This is a genomic window from Legionellales bacterium (assembly GCA_026125385.1).
GTDB lineage: Bacteria > Pseudomonadota > Gammaproteobacteria > JAHCLG01 > JAHCLG01 > JAHCLG01.
Genome location: JAHCLG010000015.1, coordinates 33,362 through 50,252 on the forward strand (window position 1 = coordinate 33,362; position 16,891 = coordinate 50,252).

Here is a 16,891-nt window from a genome sequence, read left to right on the forward strand (position 1 = left end):
TAGTTTTAGTATTATTATTTTTTATAGAAATCTTGTTGCAAAGCGAGAAGCGTATTATCCAATGTGATGATTTTTTTCAGGTCTGGATATCCTCACTTCAAGTCAGTGAGTGTACAATAATTTAGCAATCAAAGAAAGCATTATTAGGCTTAACCCTCCAATTTTGGGGTAAACCCTAATGTTATTGAAATTGACACATTTGCGCGGTTTAATCGAAATAGTTAAAACTTCATGTCATCAAAAAATTTTTTAACTTTTGAAAACCAAGAAGATTCTTGCGGACTGTGATTATGATTATCCTGACTCATGGAATCGGAAAATTGTTGTAATAATTCTTTTTGCTCACGATTTAATTTAACAGGCGTTTCGACAAACACATGACAAATTAAATCACCCGTTTGCCCACCTCTGACTGATTTCACGCCTTTACCCCGCAAGCGAAATTGTTTTCCAGTTTGGGTTTCAGCAGGAATTTTTAATTTAACACGACCATCGAGTGTTGGTGCTTCTAATTCGCCACCTAATGCCGCTAACACAATGTTAATCGGTACTTCACAGTGCAAATCGTTACCTTGGCGTGAAAAAATCGGATGCGGTTTGATGCGAATTTGCACGTAAAGATCGCCTGCCGGACCACCACCAAAACCGGCCTCACCTTCACCCGATAAGCGAATACGATCACCATCATCGATACCCGCAGGAATATTCACCGCTAAGGTTTTTTTATCGCGCACTCGTCCTTGTCCTCGACAGGAACCACACGGATCGCCAATCACCGTGCCAGCTCCCCGACACGACGGACAGGTTTGTTGAATGGAAAAAAAGCCTTGCTGCATGCGAATTTGCCCGTGACCGGCGCAATCAGGACAGGTTGTTGGTTTACTGCCTTTACGCGCACCACTGCCTTCACATTCTTTACAAGCGATTAAATTGGGAATAGTAATACTTTCTTTGGAACCGTGTGCGGCTTTTTCTAAATCAATGGTGATTTCATAACTTAAATCGGCACCGCGTTGCGCGCGTGAACGTCCACCGCCATTGCTTTGTCCACGTCCACCAAAAATATCGCCAAAAATATCGTCGAAGATATCGCCAAAACCATTAAATCCGGCACCGCCACCAGGATGCCCTCCGCCCATATTGGGATTCACACCGGCATGGCCAAATTGATCGTAGGCTGCGCGTTTTTGACTATCGGATAAAATTTCATAGGCTTCTTTGGCTTCTTTGAATTTTTCTTCGGCGTCTTTATTATCAGGATTGCGATCGGGATGATATTTCATGGCCAAACGACGATAGGCTTTTTTAATATCGTCTTCGCTGGCATTACGTTCTAATCCGAGGGTGGCGTAGTAATCTTGTTTGGACATGAAATGTTTATCTCGCTAGCAATTAAAATTTTCAAAAAACATTAAATAAATTGAGCTAAGAACATTCTTAGCTCAATGAATTAATTATTTATTTTTTATCGTCTTTCACTTCCTCAAACTCTGCATCGACAACATTATCCTCAGCTTTAGTTTGCTGTGAACTTTGCGCTGATGATGCATCGCCTGCTGTTTGATTGGCAGCGTATAAACGTTCCGCAAGTTTTGCTGAAACATCGGTTAACTCTTTAGTTTTCGCTTCAATCAGATCTTTATCGTCGCTTTCCATGACTTTTTTCACTTCAGCAATCGCAGCTTCGATTTGTGATTTTTCCGCGCTATCCACTTTATCGCCTAATTCATTCAGCGATTTTTGCGTGGCGTGGATCATGCTATCGGCATGATTACGTGCGCTAATTAAATCGTGGAATTTTTTATCAGCTTCGGCATTTTGTTCGGCATCGGCCACCATGCGTTGAATTTCTTCGTCGGATAAACCACTGGAGGCTTTAATCACGATCGATTGTTGTTTATTCGTGGCTTTATCTTTTGCAGAAACATTTAAAATACCGTTGGCATCGATATCGAAAGTCACTTCGATTTGGGGCATACCGCGCGGCGCAGGTGGAATATCGGTTAAATCAAAACGACCTAACGATTTATTCGCCGACGCCATTTCACGTTCACCTTGTAACACATGCACCGTTACCGCAGTTTGATTATCGTCTGCGGTAGAAAACACTTGCTGGGCTTTGGTAGGAATGGTGGTATTTTTTTGAATTAATTTCGTCATCACGCCACCCATGGTTTCAATTCCTAACGATAATGGCGTCACGTCGAGTAATAATACGTCTTTGACTTCACCGGATAAAACGGCACCCTGAATCGCCGCACCCACAGCAACTGCTTCATCGGGGTTAACATCACGACGAGGTTCTTGAGCGAAAAAGTCTTTCACCGCTTGTTGAACACGAGGCATACGAGTTTGACCACCGACTAAAATAACGTCGGTAATATCAGAAACACTTAAATCCGCATCTTTTAGCGCAATTTTGCAAGGATCAATAGTGCGCGTAATTAAATCTTCGACTAATGCTTCTAATTTTGCGCGCGTCACTTTAATGTTTAAATGTTTTGGTCCTGTGCTATCGGCTGTGATGTAGGGTAAATTCACATCGGTTTGTTGAGTGGAGGATAATTCGATTTTGGCTTTTTCAGCCGCTTCTTTTAAGCGTTGTAATGCCAAAGGATCGTTACGTAAATCGATACCGGCATCTTTTTTAAATTCTGCGACTAAATAATCGATTAAACGTAAATCAAAATCTTCACCGCCTAAGAACGTGTCACCGTTAGTGGCTAATACTTCAAATTGATGTTCACCTTCGACTTCGGCAATTTCGATAATGGAAATATCAAAGGTACCACCACCGAGATCGTAAACAGCCACTTTCGCATCACCTTTTTTCTTATCTAAACCAAAAGCCAGTGCTGCTGCGGTGGGTTCGTTAATAATGCGTTTTACTTCTAAACCGGCAATACGTCCAGCATCTTTCGTGGCTTGACGTTGCGAATCGTTGAAATAAGCAGGAACGGTAATCACCGCTTCTTTCACTTCATGGCCTAAATAATCTTCGGCAGTTTTTTTCATTTTTACTAACACTTGCGCAGAAACTTGCGGAGGCGCTAGTTTATTATCGCCCACTTGTACCCAAGCATCACCATTATCGGCTTTGACGATTTTATAAGGCACCATATTAATATCTTTTTGCACGATATCGTCTTGAAAACGGCGACCAATTAAACGTTTAATGGCATATAAGGTTCGTTCAGGATTAGTCACGGCTTGACGTTTAGCAGGTGCACCTACAATGATGTCGCCTTCTGCGGTATACGCAATAATAGAAGGTGTGGTGCGCGCACCTTCACTATTTTCGATGACGCGAGGTTTACCACTTTCCATTACTGCAACACAGGAATTCGTAGTACCAAGGTCAATGCCGATTACTTTGCTGGTAGCCATTTATTATCTCCGTCTCATCTATTAAGTTAATTAAAATAATTTTGCTTGTTCTAGCACATGGGGATGAACTGATATTTTTCAAGCCCTGTGGTTTAATTTGTCGATTTACTCACAATCACGCGTGCGGGTCGAATCAGACGCTCGTTTAATACATAGCCTTTTTGTACTACGGTTAGTACTGTATTAGCCGGTACATCGGGTGCTTCTTGCATCACCATCGCTTCGTGAATTTCAGGATTAAAGGGTTGATTCACTGGATTAATTTGGATGACATTAAATTTATTTACCGCGTCTAAAAACATTTTCATGGTTAATTCCATGCCTTCGCGCATCGCTTGATGAGCGGGTGTGTCGTCGACAGCAAGTGCTAGAGCACTATCGAGACTGTCGATCACTGGTAATAATTCATTGACAAATTTTTCTAAGGCAAATTTGTGGGCGTTACTAATATCGCGCTCAGTACGCCGTTGTAAATTTTGCATTTCGGCATTTAAGCGTAATACTTTTTCCCAATTTTCCCGCGCTTCTTTTTTAGCCGCAGTTAATTCTGCTTGCAGGCTATTGAGTGGCGCTAACTCATCGTGATCATCGTCGAGTAAGTCGGATAAATCTGCGCCAAAAGCAGAAGTTTTAGGCGCATCCGCTTGCGCTAATTTCTCGTGAATACTCTGAGAATTTTGCCCCGATTCTAAATTTTCTTCAGTGGTTATTTCAGAGGATTTAGGATTATCGTTATCAGCCATATTTCTTTCCATTCTCATTAATAAAGGTTAACTGCAGCGAATGATAATCATCTCATCGCCTTCTGACAACACTTGGGGGCGATTTTATAAAAATCAAGGCGGATACACAGGCAAAATCAATCCAGGAAGGAGTAACGCACGGAAAGTGCTAAACTCCTGTCAAAATTCGCTATAATAAACCATCATAAAATAAGTAGAGTGGAATGATCATGAAAATTCTGGTGTTCAATGCCGGCAGTTCCAGTTTGAAATTCGGTGTATTCGATATGGATCTCGAGGATTGTCGTATTTTTAAGGGTGAATTTGAACATTTCAAGGAGGGTCGATGTCTACTGCACTATCGCCTAGGCGGCGAACAAGGCGAAGAAAAACAGCGTGAAGAATACATTGCCACACTCGATGCTGCCATTACCCGCTTACCCGAGATTTTACAAGAATTTGGTTTTGCAACCTTCGAGGCGATTGGGCATCGCGTTGCTCATGGTGGTGAACGCTTTCTCGAGGCCACCTTAATTGATAAAGCAGTATTGCAGCACATTGAAGGAATAACACCACTTGCCCCCTTACACAATCCGGCTCACTTAAAAGCCATTAAATTGAGTCGAGCACTGTGGCCTAATCTTCCTCAAGTAGCTGTTTTCGATACGGCATTTCATCACACCATTCCCGAAAGCGCCTACACCTATGCGGTCCCCAAAGCATGGCGCGATAAAGGACTCAGACGTTATGGTTTCCATGGCACGTCCCATCAGTATGTTGGATTACGTGTGGCTCGTGCGCTGGCACAACCGATAACCGATTTGAAAATCATCAGCTGTCACTTAGGGAATGGCGCGAGCGTTTGTGCGATTCATCGCGGATTTTCACTGGACACTTCCATGGGTATGACGCCGCTCGAAGGTTTGGTGATGGGAACCCGTTCGGGGGATGTCGATCCCGGGATGTTTAGTTATCTTACTCGTGAATTTAATTTAACTAGTGAAGAAATTGAACACGAGCTTTATGTGAACAGTGGTCTGCAAGCACTGGCGGGCAGTGCTGATTTACGCGAAGTCGAACATCAAGCTGCCCAAGGCGATGCTGCCGCGCAATTAGCCATTAATGTTTATGCGTATCGCGTGCGAAAATACATCGGTGCTTATGCAGCGGCCATGGGTGGCGTTGATGTCATTGCGTTTACTGGCGGCATTGGTGAAAACTCAGCTTCCATGCGTCGCCGCATTTGCGATAAATTCGAATTTTTAGGATTGTATTTGGATGATGATAACAATCAGGCAGTCAAACTGAGCGGTTTTGAAGCACCAGAAATACACAGTTTTGACTCACGGATCAAAGTACTGGTGACTCAAACCGCTGAACAACTCATGATCGCACAAGAAGTCAATTATTTGCTAAACCAGACACGCCCTTCAGCCATTAATACCTGGCGTATTCCTGTCGCGGTCTCTGCGCGTCATGTTCATTTATCCCAAGCAGCGGTCGAAGCACTCTTTGGAAAAGGTTATACCCTAAAAAAAATGCATGATCTAAGTCAGCCTGAAGGTTGGGCAGCCGAAGAAACCGTGGAGGTCATTGGTCCTAAAGGATCGTTTAAAACTGTCAGAGTACTAGGGCCCACTCGATCACAAACTCAAATTGAAGTATCAAAGACCGATACGTTTACCTTGGGAATCGAAGCACCTGTACGCCCTTCTGGTCAACTGGATGGCACACCAAAAATTAAACTGCGTGGCACAGTAGGAGAAATTGAAACGACTGGACTTATAATCGCTGCTCGTCATATTCATATGAGTCCCGCCGATGCCTTAAAAATGGGATTAAAAAACGGTGACTATGTGAATGTAAAATTAGGTGATGATACCCGCAACGTATCTTTTTCCAATACGTTAATTCGTGTGAAAGAAACTTACGTCACTGAAATGCATATTGATACCGATGAAGCTAACGCTGCTGGAATTGCGTTTCGAGGTGAAGGCGAAGTTATCATGAATAAAACGCCAGAAACTGCAGCGATTACTGCTAAGAAAAATATGGAATTGCTTGGACGTTAATACAACCTCACCGATTTAGTAACGATGGATAAACCACTGTGCAAAACTTTCGTCTTCTAACGCGTATGAGCCACGACCAGACTGCCAGATAAAATCTTTTTCCCGTAATTGATCAATCGCTGTTTGCACGCTAGCAGTAGAAAGTGTTTTTTGCTGAGTTAGTTTTTTATAGTTTTGCATTGATTCCTCTGAAAACGGTGACCAGTCACGCCCTTTATTAATGAGAGTGTTTAATATCGCTTGTTGAAGCGGGTTTAATGCTAGGTATTCATTTTCAAATTCATGCCAAATTTGATTTTGTAAAATTAAGGCATCTTTTTTTAACAACCCGTCAAAATGCTTAGCGTCACCAGCAATGGCAATTTTACCGACAATATTTCGTAATATTTCAGGGCGATTGCCCAGCAACTCAAAGGCATGCCATATGCTATCTTGAGTAAATTGATTGTCTTCCTTTAAGTTTTTATTAACCCATTGGGTAAAGGCATCCGTATATTGTTTATTAAGCAATGGAAAGGCATTGATATCAGAGCCAAAAAACGGTTGGCCTTTTTTAAGCAATAGATGAGCCAGTTTATTTTGATTTGAACCCGTAAAAACCAGCATCAAGGTAGGGTGTTGAGTATTTGTATTCAGTTGATCGCGAGCGGATTTGAGAGCAAACATGGCGTTTACCCCATTGTCTGTCATCAACGCGTGTTGAGCTTCATCGATGACTAACATCACTGGTTTTTCTGAGATATCAGCGAGGAAACGTATTGCATCTGGCAGGGTAATATTTGGAGGCAATCCAGGTTGAGTGAAATCGATTATTAAGGTACCTAGGAGTTGAAGCTTGCTGAGTTTCACCGCTTTGGCCAGTTTGAGAAGTTTGTTTTCAAATAAACTCATTTTAGCTTTGATAGCTTCCGCTATCAGTATGGCTGGATTTGCATTTTTATCTGCCCATAAATCCACGTAAACGGTCATCCAACCGCGGTTTTCAGCTTCAGGAATTAATTCATCGAGCACGAAGGTGCTTTTACCCACGCGGCGTGGTGCGGCAAGAAACAACCCGGAACGAGCATTTGCTATCCCCTTACCTTCCAAGCTATCGCAATAGGCCATAGCCAGCTCAGGGCGTTTAAAGGAAAAATGAGACATGGATTGTTCCCGATTAGACTAATTATGTGTAATTATGTCATTTTACATAAATTATGTAAATCTCCATAATTAGCCATAAAGAAGGCTCAGCTTGGGGATTTGCCGTTGAATTCAATGGGTGAGCGTTTGGATGAATAAAGAGTCCTATCCACACGCCCTAATTTTCCGCAGATTTATTCAAGGCGGCGGATAATAAACGTGCGGTGACATCGACAATGGGAATAACCCGCTCGTAAGCAATGCGAGTAGGACCGATGACGCCTAAAACTCCTGCAATTTTTCCTTCCACCTGATAAGTTGAGGTAATCAATGCGCAATCACCCAACGCTTGATAACCCGATTCATCACCAATAAAAATTTGTAAGCCATCGGCTTTTAAACATTTATCGATTAAATGTAAAATATCGTGTTTCTTACTGAATGCGCCAAATAAATTACGCAAACGATCGAGATTATCTTCCGCTAAATTCACTAAATTATCTTGCCCCGATAAAATAAAATCTTCTTCAGGTTGATTAGGTTCAAACGCTTTATCGGTGATTTCAATCACGCGGGCTAATAAATTTTGCATGGATTGTTTATCATTTTCGATGGCTTGCAACATGAGTTGATGAATTTGCGTTAACTCTTGTCCCTGATATTGCTGATTAATTAAATTGGCCGCTTCTTGTAACTCCGCTTTACTATAAATACGATCCGTATAAATAATGCGATTTTGCACTTCTTTTTCATTTAATACTAAAATCACTAATACCCGCTTGTCACTTAACGGTAAAAATTCCACGTGACGTAATAAGAGTTGATCGCGACGCGGAATGCTCACGAGTCCTGCCAATTTAGTGATGCCGGATAATAGCGAGGAAACGGATTGTAAATAGCGATGGGTCGACGCCTCATCTTGTATACCTAATTGCGCTTGAATGGTTTCGATGGGAATCGTAGTTTCAGATTGTACGCTTAAAATACTATCGACAAAAAATCGATAAGCGGCTGGTGTGGGAATTCTGCCCGCTGACGTATGAGGTGAGGTTAAATAGCCACAGTGTTCTAAATCGGCCATGATATTGCGGATCGTTGCCGAACTTAAACTCAAGTTAGTGTCATCCGCCAAGGTTTTTGAACCCACGGGATAACCATCCTGAATATAACGTTTGACCAAAATTTTTAATAAATGTTGTGCGCGCTCGCTAATATCAACTTTATTCATAGAAAAAATACACGTAGCTCGATAAAATCTCACGCTAGCTTAACATTCTCGCAAGAGCTTGTTAAGCGCTAGATTCCTGTTTAGTATATAGCGCTAATTCGTCTCATAGGTTCGTCACTCCATGCACAAACAATTTTTAACAATTGGGATCATCGGCAAGCATCGCCACTATGAAGTCAGCGATAGTGTTCAAGAAGTGATTGCGTATTTACGGCGCAAGAAAAAAACGATTATTATTGACGAAGAAACTGCCCATGGTTTGGAGGCCGCGCAATCATTAACAACCTGTCCGCGTAATCAATTAGGCAAATACTGTGATTTAGTCATAGTCGTCGGCGGTGATGGTTGTTTTTTAAGTGCGGCACGCACGGTGGCTAAACATAATATCCCCATTGTTGGAATTAATCGCGGACGCTTAGGCTTTTTAACCGATATTCTCCCCGCTCAACTCTCGCAACGCTTAGACGATGTGTTAGATGGCAATTATCAAGAAGAACAACGCTTTTTATTACATTGTGACATCAGCGATGGTGACAAACAAATTGTCGATGGAGATGCCTTAAACGACATAGTCATTTCGCCAGGAGAAGCGGCGCAAATGATCGAATTTGATGTTTTTATTAACGGAGAATTTATGGCGCGCCATCGTTCCGATGGCATCATTATAGCAACGCCCACCGGTTCCACCGCTTATGCCTTATCCGGTGGCGGACCAATTTTACATCCACAATTAGATGCCATCGCCTTAGTGCCAATGTTTCCACACAATTTAAATTCACGTCCCATTGCTATCCCTGGCAATAGTCAAATTGATATTATTATCAGCGAAAATAACCACGCTGCACCCCGTTTGAGTTGCGATGGTCGTACGCGTGTCGCGGTGCCGCCACTGGCTAAAATTACTATTACTAAAATGAGTAACTTGTTACGATTAATTCATCCAGAAGGTTATAGTTTTTTTGAAACCTTACGCTCAAAATTAGGTTGGCAAATTCAAAAGGTGTAGGAAATAGTGTATGTTAAAGCAACTGGACATTGAAAATTTCACTCTGATTGATAGAGTATCTTTAGAATTTCATTCTGGGCTAACCGCATTAACCGGTGAAACGGGCGCCGGAAAATCGATTTTAATCGACGCATTAAATTTAACCCTAGGCTCACGTGCTGAAAGCAGTCTAATTAAAAAACCCAATACACGCGCAAGCATTAGTGCCATTTTTCATTTAGACGATCCGCATCATCCGGCGTTGCAATGGTTAATTGAACATAGCATGGATGCGCAACAAGATTGTATTTTACGCCGTGTTTTATACAAAGAAGGCCGCTCAGCGGCATTTATTAATGGGCATGCTTGTACTTTATTAGAAATTCGTCAATTGGGCGATTTATTATTAACCATTCACGGACAACATGAACATCACGCACTATTATCTCGCGATTATCAACGTCAATTATTAGATGCCTATGCCAATAATCATCAACTCTTACAACAAATAAAAACTCTCTATCAGCAGTGGCAAGTCACCCAAAAAAAATTAGAACAATTATCTCATCCAAAACAATCGCACAGTGAGCGCAAAGCGCTATTAACTTATCAAATTGCTGAATTAGAACAATTAAATTTACAAGAAAATGAAATCGATACGCTAAGTGAACAACAACAACGATTAAGCCAGGCAGAAACCATTCAATGGGTTTATCAAGCACTCTTAGATGAAATTAAACTCGCCGATGAAGATGCCATGATCCCACGTTTACACGCTTTGCAACAAAAATTAAAATCATTAAATTTAGCAGAAACTCAATCGATTCATGATTATTTACAAAATGCCATTATTCAATTAACCGAAGGCGCGGATGAAATAAAAATTCTCTTAGAAAATATTATTGCCGATCCCGAAAATTTACGTCACATTGAACAACGTTTAGATAAAATTTACGAAGTAGCACGTAAGCACCATATTAAACCTCCTGAATTAAGCAATTATTTTAATGATTTATCGCAAGAGCTCGATAAGTTGAATCAAAATGAACATCTTATTTTGCAGTTGCAAAAAGAGTTACATCATTATGTCGAACACTATCGTGTGCTCGCCAAAGAGCTTCATCAATCACGGGTGCGCGCAGCCGAAAAATTTAAGCACGCGGTTAGCGAAATTATTCATACCTTAGGAATGCCGCATTGCCAATTTTCCGTTGCGATTAAATCCATGGATGTCGCAGAATTGCATGCCTTTGGCAGTGATGAAATTGATTTTATTGTGCAAACGAATCCCGATCAGGAACCCCAATTATTAAATAAAATTGCTTCTGGCGGAGAATTATCGCGGATGAGTTTAGCCATTGATGTGGCAACGGCGAATGTGCAAGCCATTCCGACGTTAATCTTTGATGAAGTGGATAGTGGCATAGGAGGACGTATCGCCGCAGTAGTTGGCAAATTATTGCATCAATTAAGTCAGCATAAACAAGTGTTGAATGTCACTCATCTCCCGCAAATTGCCGCTAAAGCTCACCAACACATTCGCGTAAGTAAAATCACCCATGAAGGCAAAACTACAACTCAGGCCGATTATTTAGCAGCAAACGATCGCGTTCACGAAATTGCGCGGATGTTAGGTAGTGAAGAAATCACTCAACAAACCTTGGCGCATGCCGAAGAAATGTTAGAAATCACCTAAATATACCCAACGCACTTCAAGATGCCGGATAAAAAGATGTAAAGCGGTATAACTTTTCAAAAGAAACAATGAGTTATAAAATTTTTGCTGTCCTGGCAATATTTTCCTAAAGTTCTGGCAATCTTTGCCGATAGTACCATTGACTCCCTCAAAACCTGTAGGAGATATCATGGCAATTGTAAATAATGTGAACTCTAATCCCGTTCAAGCCCCCACGAGAACCGATCAACGGCCGATCTTCGAGCCAGAAAAGGACACATCCAAAGCGGATAATAAGCCAACGGCAGCGGTGAAAGTGGAAATTAGCTCGAATGCGATTGAAAAATATTTGGTGGAAGCCGAACAGCGCAATCAAGAGCAAAATAGCAAAGGAGGTAAGTCCGACTTAGAAGTATAGAATTATTTGCAATGACAATCACGGCATAGGCCGTAAATGATGAGTGAGTGATCGGTCATACGAAAGCCGTTCGCTTCTGCAATATTCATTTGCCTTTCTTCTATCAATTCGTCGATAAATTCTTCGACGTGGCCGCATTTTACACAAACTAAATGATCGTGATGATCGCCTTGGTTTAATTCGAACACGGAATTACCGCCCTCGAAATGATGGCGAGTGACTAAACCGGCAGTTTCAAACTGGGTTAATACGCGATAGACCGTGGCTAAGCCCACATCATCGCCCGAATCCAATAAGGAACGATAAACATCTTCGGCACTCAGATGCCGTTGTGGGGCATTTTCTAAAATTTCTAGAATTTTTTGCCGGGGTAAAGTGACTTTTAAGCCAGCTTTGCGTAATTCTGCATTATTATCCAAGAGTGTTCTCTTCCACATGATGCTGCGTTGATTCAAGTTTAGAATTTTACTGCAAAAATACGCATTAACCAATGTATTTCTTTCAGTGAAAAATCAATTGATTAAAAACGAACAGCCGTACTACACATTGACATTCCTTCATTAGCAACTATACCTAGTAATGAGGTAGCGAGTTTTCCACTTAGCCGAGAAATTGTGTGCGGTTAGGAGAGGATGGTTTATGGGGAAGTTAGCATCATACTGTGAGAATTTTTTAAGTTCATGGAATAAACGTTGGCAATGTTTTGTCGTCGAGTCAATTGAAGATTTAGCCGAGTGCGATCATTTACGACGTAAAGTTTTTGGCGAAGAATTAAAACGGCATCACGACAATCCGTTATATAATCCTGGCGGTGATGAAGTTATTTTTAAAAATAGTACTTATATCGCTTGTCGTGATAATCAAACTAAAAAAATTATTGGATTATGTTGTCTAACACCCGCACATTTAGTTTATCATTATCAAAGTTGTCGCGAGCTTTATCTTTTAGATAGTTTTGATGAAAAACTATTGCCCCATATTCTTATTGCTTCACGCTACGCTGTGTTACCTCAATATCGCAAATCAGTCGCATCGCTTGCAATTCTCGAAAAGGTATATAGCTATGCTTTAGCGCTATCATGTCCAATTATGATTTGTGTGAGTGAGCCCAGATTATATCCAATGTATCAAGGATTAGGTTTTCGCCCATTAGGACGCATGCATACCTCTGATTTGGGTGGTTATCGCATTCCATTATTTTTAATATTACATGATTATCCCTATTTAAAGAAATTATCTTCCGCTTTTTATTCGCTTATTAAAAAAGCACGTTTTCCCAAAGAAAAGGCTGGATTATGGTGGATGGAAAATCACTATCAACCCCCTTACTCAATTGGATTTTGTAAGCTTGCCAATAGCCAAATTGACTATCAAAAAATTTCATTACTGCAAGGAATAAGTGAAACTGGACGCAAAATTATATTGAATGATAGCTTAGTGTTTTGCTGTAAAAATGGAGAAAAAATCACAAAAAAAGGCGCAAAGGAAACTGGATTTGGTTATGTGTATTCAGGCGAAGTTTCTTTAATTACCAAAGATAAGCCTATTAATATATTACGAGCAGGAGACTGGTTCGGTGAAGCTGAACATATAACCCAAGGTGACAGTGAGGGTGATTTAATTGTTAATCGTGCCAATACTATGATTATTTCTTTTCGCTTAGCCATGTTAAATCACCTGAAAAATGATCAAGACCGCAGTCAATTTTGGCAAAATCTCACTAATATTCTTGCGCAAAAAATAATTACCTTAAAACAACATTCTCTCAATAGAGATTATATTTATCCTAATAAAATTCAATATCAAGATGGAATCTATCAACATGAAGACCAAGCCAGTAATTTTTAACAAACAGGATTTATTTAGAAATTATGATGCAATACTGGCAAAAAGCGGTTTAAATAAGCAGCACATCCAACAATTTATTACTCAAAAAATACAGCCGCGCGATTTTTTAATCCAGGCGAGCTCTGGCCGTGGAGGTAAAGTCATTTATATTCCACGCCATTTAACCGATATTCAAAATGTGGTAGAGCGTATGTTGCAACCTTATCAGGATTATTATCAACACCCGCCACAACGTATTGCATTAATTGGAGGAATTTCTCATGCTGAAGTTACTCGTGCATTTTCAATTGGAAAAATTGAATTTCGTTTATTATCATTAAATGATTATTCACAATTGCGCGAATTTTCACCGGATATTATTATGTGCTATCCCAGTATTTTACGTGAGTTAATGGCGAATCAATATCTTAATCCTCAGCAAATTAAAGGTATTAAGTTAGGCGGAGAACCGTTATTTCCGGATGATTTAGAAAAAATTCATGCTTATTTCTCTGAGGTGATTATTCTCGAACAATTTGGCTCCACAGAAATGCCTGCTGTTGCAGCACGTGTATTTAAACCGGGTGAAAAAACAGCTTCTTTTTATTTACAGCCACAACGATTTGAATATTATTTGGACTTTTCGCAATCGGGTTGGCAACGTTTAATTGTCAAAGATCATTTTCAACAGTTATTATTTCCTATTGAGGAATTCTTTGATCTAGGTGATGAAGTATATTTAGAAAACGGTATTGTCACGCAAGTGCGTTCTGCTAATGATGCTTTTTTTCAGGATCGCCACACTATAAATCAATTGTATCAACAAGGTTGTGTGAATTTGCAATTGGATTTAAAAGCAGATAAATTGTGTTATCAAGGTGACATTATAAATAATGACACTATTCAACTGGGCAAACGCGAATTTTTTCCAAGTAAAGAAACATTAGTGCGCTTGCCGAGTTCTAATAAATTGCCGTTGTTGAGACCTTAATATTTGAGTATTAATAATAAATTTTCTAGGCATTCAAGCTTTCCTACTAAGGAATCCGCGGCAAGCCGCGGGGAATACTAGTTAAATGATATTTTATGTGCTAAGTGAGGTTATACTGTGTTGGTCTGGTATATATTTAAGTCACCAACCTTCGTTGCCCCTATATCTTCTTTCGAATCATCATCATTATTAGCAAATACACGAAGAGGTGAGGATGTTGGTGAGGTAATATTAACACCATTATTACTTAGATCTGAATTCGAACCAGAATTACCACGTGATAAAGAACTTGAGCTGTTATTTGAATTTCCGGAAGTCATTAGTCGCACTAGTTCACCCTCCGTATAAATTTTATTGTGAGTAACATTAATACCCAGCAATGCTTGATGTACTCTAATTTTATGTCGTGATAATTTAGCCTGTTGATTTACATTATAAGTGGATAAAAGAAATAGTATGGGTAATAAAGTTTTCTCTACGTTATCAAAGCCCCTATCTTGTGGCCCCGTCGCCCAACGCCCATTATGAATCGCCTGTCCGCCATTATAAAAACATACCATACCACCCAGAACAAAATCGATAAATTTTAATGCGTTGGGTAAATAATATTCACTCCACCTCGGGCCAATGAAATAACTACCCGCAACTCCCAAACCAGCAGCAGAAGTATTCATGGCGGTATAAACTGATTCGTTAGGAGCGCCATTGATATTCACAAACAGAAGATACCACACGTGGGACATTGCATTACTTTCTCCCGCTCCAGAGTTTAATAAAAAAGTCAAAACCGCTTGGAGGCCTTGAGGATGAGTTTTTTGTCCTAAACGCTGGTTAATTTTTTGAATATCATTGACGTGTGGAGAAGAATAGGTACTTTCAAGTTTTTCAAATAATTGTTGAGTTGTTAATTTAGGTGCGCTTTCTGCTTTTTTTGATACGCTAGAACCCACATTTTCAATATTAACTACAGTAGCAGTTACAGCAGACAAAGATACCCCGTCAGTTTCATGATTATCAGTTAAAGTTACTAATTCTATTTGTGGGTCTTTAGCACTATTATTTTTCAAAAACTCTTTTACAACTTGCTGATAAAAATCTTCCATAATTAATTCTTGACTATAGGTTAAATCGTTAGAAAATAAATTCATCCGCGATAGAGTTTGATAAATTCTACTTTCTTCACCAAAAATTTTAGCAATTATTTGTGGACTGGTAAAAAAAACATAACACAATGATAATACACCCGCACTTACTAACATACCAATAACATCTTCGTGAGTAGCTTCATTAAATTCATTTCCACTCAGCTTTTCAATAATCATGCGGAATAAATTTTCAATGGAAAAACTTGTTACAGTAGTTTTTAAAGTACGCTTGAAAGGATTAAAGGCTAAACTTTCTAGAGTAAAAATTATTTGCTGCTTCCAGCGATGATTCTCATTTTTTCCCATGTTAAATGAAATATGAGCAATAACTACTTCGATAACATTAACAGCAAACAAAGCTAATCCTGTGGAATAATAGGAACGAACGGGCCAGAAATCGTTATTAACTTGATTATCATCTACTAAGCCACGTTCAACACCCGCTGCTTGCAGAGAAAAGAGCAAAGTTAATAAATGTATATAATATCGGTTAGCAAAATTACTGAGTGTATTGAGGAAAGTTGTAGTTGGTGAACCTAAATATTTTCGAGTCGTATTCACTCCCCGCTGAATTAATCGATAAGTTCCTTTAACGGTACCCTGACAGGTCATAGCAAAAGTACTACAATATTCGCGAAGCGTTTTACCAAATCCAAAAGGCATATCATCTACTCCTTGTTTTTGTTTAGATTTACTATAAATAAATATTAAAATTTAATATTTAGGGTCATACCAATCGACCACTTGGCAAACAGTGTAGCGAATTTACTTACCATTGTCATCACTTAATCAAGATTTTTTTCTACATTTATAACTGTTTGAAAAATAATGCTATCCAGTGTGTTTAAATTGACTTAATTTATCAGTCTACAAATCCTATTTTTAAGCAGTAATTTTATTATTAAAAGAATCAATATGTTAACTTGACCAAAAGTAAACCCACCTCTACACTGCCTAAAATTATCGTAATAGGGATTTAAGGGATGACACGATTTTATTTTTTATTAACATGTTTAAAATACTTCTGCTTCATTTTAATATTATTTTATTTGTTAAATATTTCTCGAAGTTTTGCTTGGAGTAATCCTTTTACTTTTATTAATAATTTTAATTTTCCAGTTTCACTGACATTAACGAATACTACGTTAAATTGGTCTGATCCGGCAGGTATTCATAATAGTTGCGGAAATTCAATTTCTAATATAACAATCCCCCCGCAACAAAAAAGTTGCGAATTTACGTTAACCGATGGTCACAAAACGATTTTAAGTCAACCGGGTAATCAAGGCACCATTACTCTTGCTCAAAAAAACGATCCT

At 39.6% G+C, this 16,891-nt stretch carries 14 protein-coding genes; 7 read left to right on the forward strand and 7 right to left on the reverse strand.

The genetic code is table 11. From position 1 onward, the window contains the following. Positions 1–221 precede the first annotated feature (221 nt). From dnaJ to grpE, 3 genes are all read right to left on the reverse strand, one after another. Positions 222–1,370: a molecular chaperone DnaJ gene (dnaJ, locus tag KIT27_07255; GenBank protein ID MCW5589449.1), complete on the reverse strand. Its 1,149-nt coding sequence runs from the start codon at positions 1,368–1,370 to the stop codon at positions 222–224. An 88-nt stretch (positions 1,371–1,458) separates the two neighbouring features. After that, positions 1,459–3,387, reverse strand: a complete 1,929-nt coding sequence (dnaK, locus tag KIT27_07260; GenBank protein ID MCW5589450.1) for a molecular chaperone DnaK — start codon at positions 3,385–3,387, stop codon at positions 1,459–1,461. Between the two features lie 92 nt (positions 3,388–3,479). Then, positions 3,480–4,130 (reverse strand): nucleotide exchange factor GrpE, encoded by a 651-nt coding sequence (gene grpE, locus KIT27_07265; protein MCW5589451.1) that lies wholly within the window; start codon positions 4,128–4,130, stop codon positions 3,480–3,482. A 209-nt stretch (positions 4,131–4,339) separates the two neighbouring features. On the opposite strand from grpE, the gene KIT27_07270 reads away from it, so the two are divergent. Continuing rightward, entirely contained in the window at positions 4,340–6,181 is a 1,842-nt protein-coding gene (locus KIT27_07270; GenBank protein ID MCW5589452.1) for an acetate/propionate family kinase, read from the forward strand. 15 nt (positions 6,182–6,196) lie between these two features. Here KIT27_07270 and KIT27_07275 read toward each other — a convergent pair whose 3' ends face one another. Together KIT27_07275 and hrcA are read right to left on the reverse strand one after the other, a co-directional pair. Further along, positions 6,197–7,324 (reverse strand): ATP-binding protein, encoded by a 1,128-nt coding sequence (locus tag KIT27_07275; GenBank protein MCW5589453.1) that lies wholly within the window; start codon positions 7,322–7,324, stop codon positions 6,197–6,199. Positions 7,325–7,481: 157 nt separating this feature from the next. Further along, complete coding sequence (gene hrcA / locus KIT27_07280) at positions 7,482–8,531, reverse strand: heat-inducible transcription repressor HrcA (GenBank protein ID MCW5589454.1); 1,050 nt, start codon at positions 8,529–8,531, stop codon at positions 7,482–7,484. 121 nt (positions 8,532–8,652) lie between these two features. Here hrcA and KIT27_07285 point away from each other — a divergent pair, with 121 nt between their 5' ends. From KIT27_07285 to KIT27_07295, 3 genes are all read left to right on the forward strand, one after another. Beyond that, positions 8,653–9,537: an NAD(+) kinase gene (locus KIT27_07285; protein MCW5589455.1), complete on the forward strand. Its 885-nt coding sequence runs from the start codon at positions 8,653–8,655 to the stop codon at positions 9,535–9,537. A gap of 10 nt (positions 9,538–9,547) precedes the next feature. Next, the gene (gene recN / locus KIT27_07290; protein ID MCW5589456.1) at positions 9,548–11,212 is read left to right on the forward strand and encodes a DNA repair protein RecN; all 1,665 of its coding nucleotides are present in this window, start codon (positions 9,548–9,550) and stop codon (positions 11,210–11,212) included. Positions 11,213–11,381: 169 nt separating this feature from the next. Next, positions 11,382–11,609 (forward strand): hypothetical protein, encoded by a 228-nt coding sequence (locus tag KIT27_07295; GenBank protein MCW5589457.1) that lies wholly within the window; start codon positions 11,382–11,384, stop codon positions 11,607–11,609. Between the two features lie 2 nt (positions 11,610–11,611). Here KIT27_07295 and fur read toward each other — a convergent pair whose 3' ends face one another. After that, positions 11,612–12,028 (reverse strand): ferric iron uptake transcriptional regulator, encoded by a 417-nt coding sequence (gene fur, locus KIT27_07300; GenBank protein MCW5589458.1) that lies wholly within the window; start codon positions 12,026–12,028, stop codon positions 11,612–11,614. A gap of 220 nt (positions 12,029–12,248) precedes the next feature. Between fur and KIT27_07305 the strand changes: the two genes are divergently transcribed. Beyond that, positions 12,249–13,457, forward strand: a complete 1,209-nt coding sequence (locus KIT27_07305; GenBank protein ID MCW5589459.1) for a hypothetical protein — start codon at positions 12,249–12,251, stop codon at positions 13,455–13,457. After that, complete coding sequence (locus KIT27_07310; protein MCW5589460.1) at positions 13,432–14,427, forward strand: hypothetical protein; 996 nt, start codon at positions 13,432–13,434, stop codon at positions 14,425–14,427. The genes KIT27_07305 and KIT27_07310 overlap by 26 nt, the downstream gene beginning before the upstream one ends. Positions 14,428–14,537: 110 nt before the next feature. Here KIT27_07310 and KIT27_07315 read toward each other — a convergent pair whose 3' ends face one another. Then, positions 14,538–16,235, reverse strand: coding sequence for a hypothetical protein (locus KIT27_07315; GenBank protein MCW5589461.1), 1,698 nt, complete (start codon positions 16,233–16,235; stop codon positions 14,538–14,540). A 320-nt stretch (positions 16,236–16,555) separates the two neighbouring features. Between KIT27_07315 and KIT27_07320 the strand changes: the two genes are divergently transcribed. After that, a partial coding sequence (locus KIT27_07320; GenBank protein MCW5589462.1) for a hypothetical protein occupies positions 16,556–16,891 on the forward strand: 336 nt, incomplete at its 3' end.

What these genes read in the sequence shown, in the direction of transcription:
- dnaJ (MCW5589449.1), bottom strand. Translation starts at nt 1,370, where the DNA reads ATGTCCAAACAAGATTACTACGCCACCCTCGGATTAGAACGTAATGCC.
- dnaK (MCW5589450.1), bottom strand. Translation starts at nt 3,387, where the DNA reads ATGGCTACCAGCAAAGTAATCGGCATTGACCTTGGTACTACGAATTCC.
- grpE (MCW5589451.1), bottom strand. Translation starts at nt 4,130, where the DNA reads ATGGCTGATAACGATAATCCTAAATCCTCTGAAATAACCACTGAAGAA.
- KIT27_07270 (MCW5589452.1), top strand. Translation starts at nt 4,340, where the DNA reads ATGAAAATTCTGGTGTTCAATGCCGGCAGTTCCAGTTTGAAATTCGGT.
- KIT27_07275 (MCW5589453.1), bottom strand. Translation starts at nt 7,324, where the DNA reads ATGTCTCATTTTTCCTTTAAACGCCCTGAGCTGGCTATGGCCTATTGC.
- hrcA (MCW5589454.1), bottom strand. Translation starts at nt 8,531, where the DNA reads ATGAATAAAGTTGATATTAGCGAGCGCGCACAACATTTATTAAAAATT.
- KIT27_07285 (MCW5589455.1), top strand. Translation starts at nt 8,653, where the DNA reads ATGCACAAACAATTTTTAACAATTGGGATCATCGGCAAGCATCGCCAC.
- recN (MCW5589456.1), top strand. Translation starts at nt 9,548, where the DNA reads ATGTTAAAGCAACTGGACATTGAAAATTTCACTCTGATTGATAGAGTA.
- KIT27_07295 (MCW5589457.1), top strand. Translation starts at nt 11,382, where the DNA reads ATGGCAATTGTAAATAATGTGAACTCTAATCCCGTTCAAGCCCCCACG.
- KIT27_07305 (MCW5589459.1), top strand. Translation starts at nt 12,249, where the DNA reads ATGGGGAAGTTAGCATCATACTGTGAGAATTTTTTAAGTTCATGGAAT.
- KIT27_07310 (MCW5589460.1), top strand. Translation starts at nt 13,432, where the DNA reads ATGAAGACCAAGCCAGTAATTTTTAACAAACAGGATTTATTTAGAAAT.
- KIT27_07315 (MCW5589461.1), bottom strand. Translation starts at nt 16,235, where the DNA reads ATGCCTTTTGGATTTGGTAAAACGCTTCGCGAATATTGTAGTACTTTT.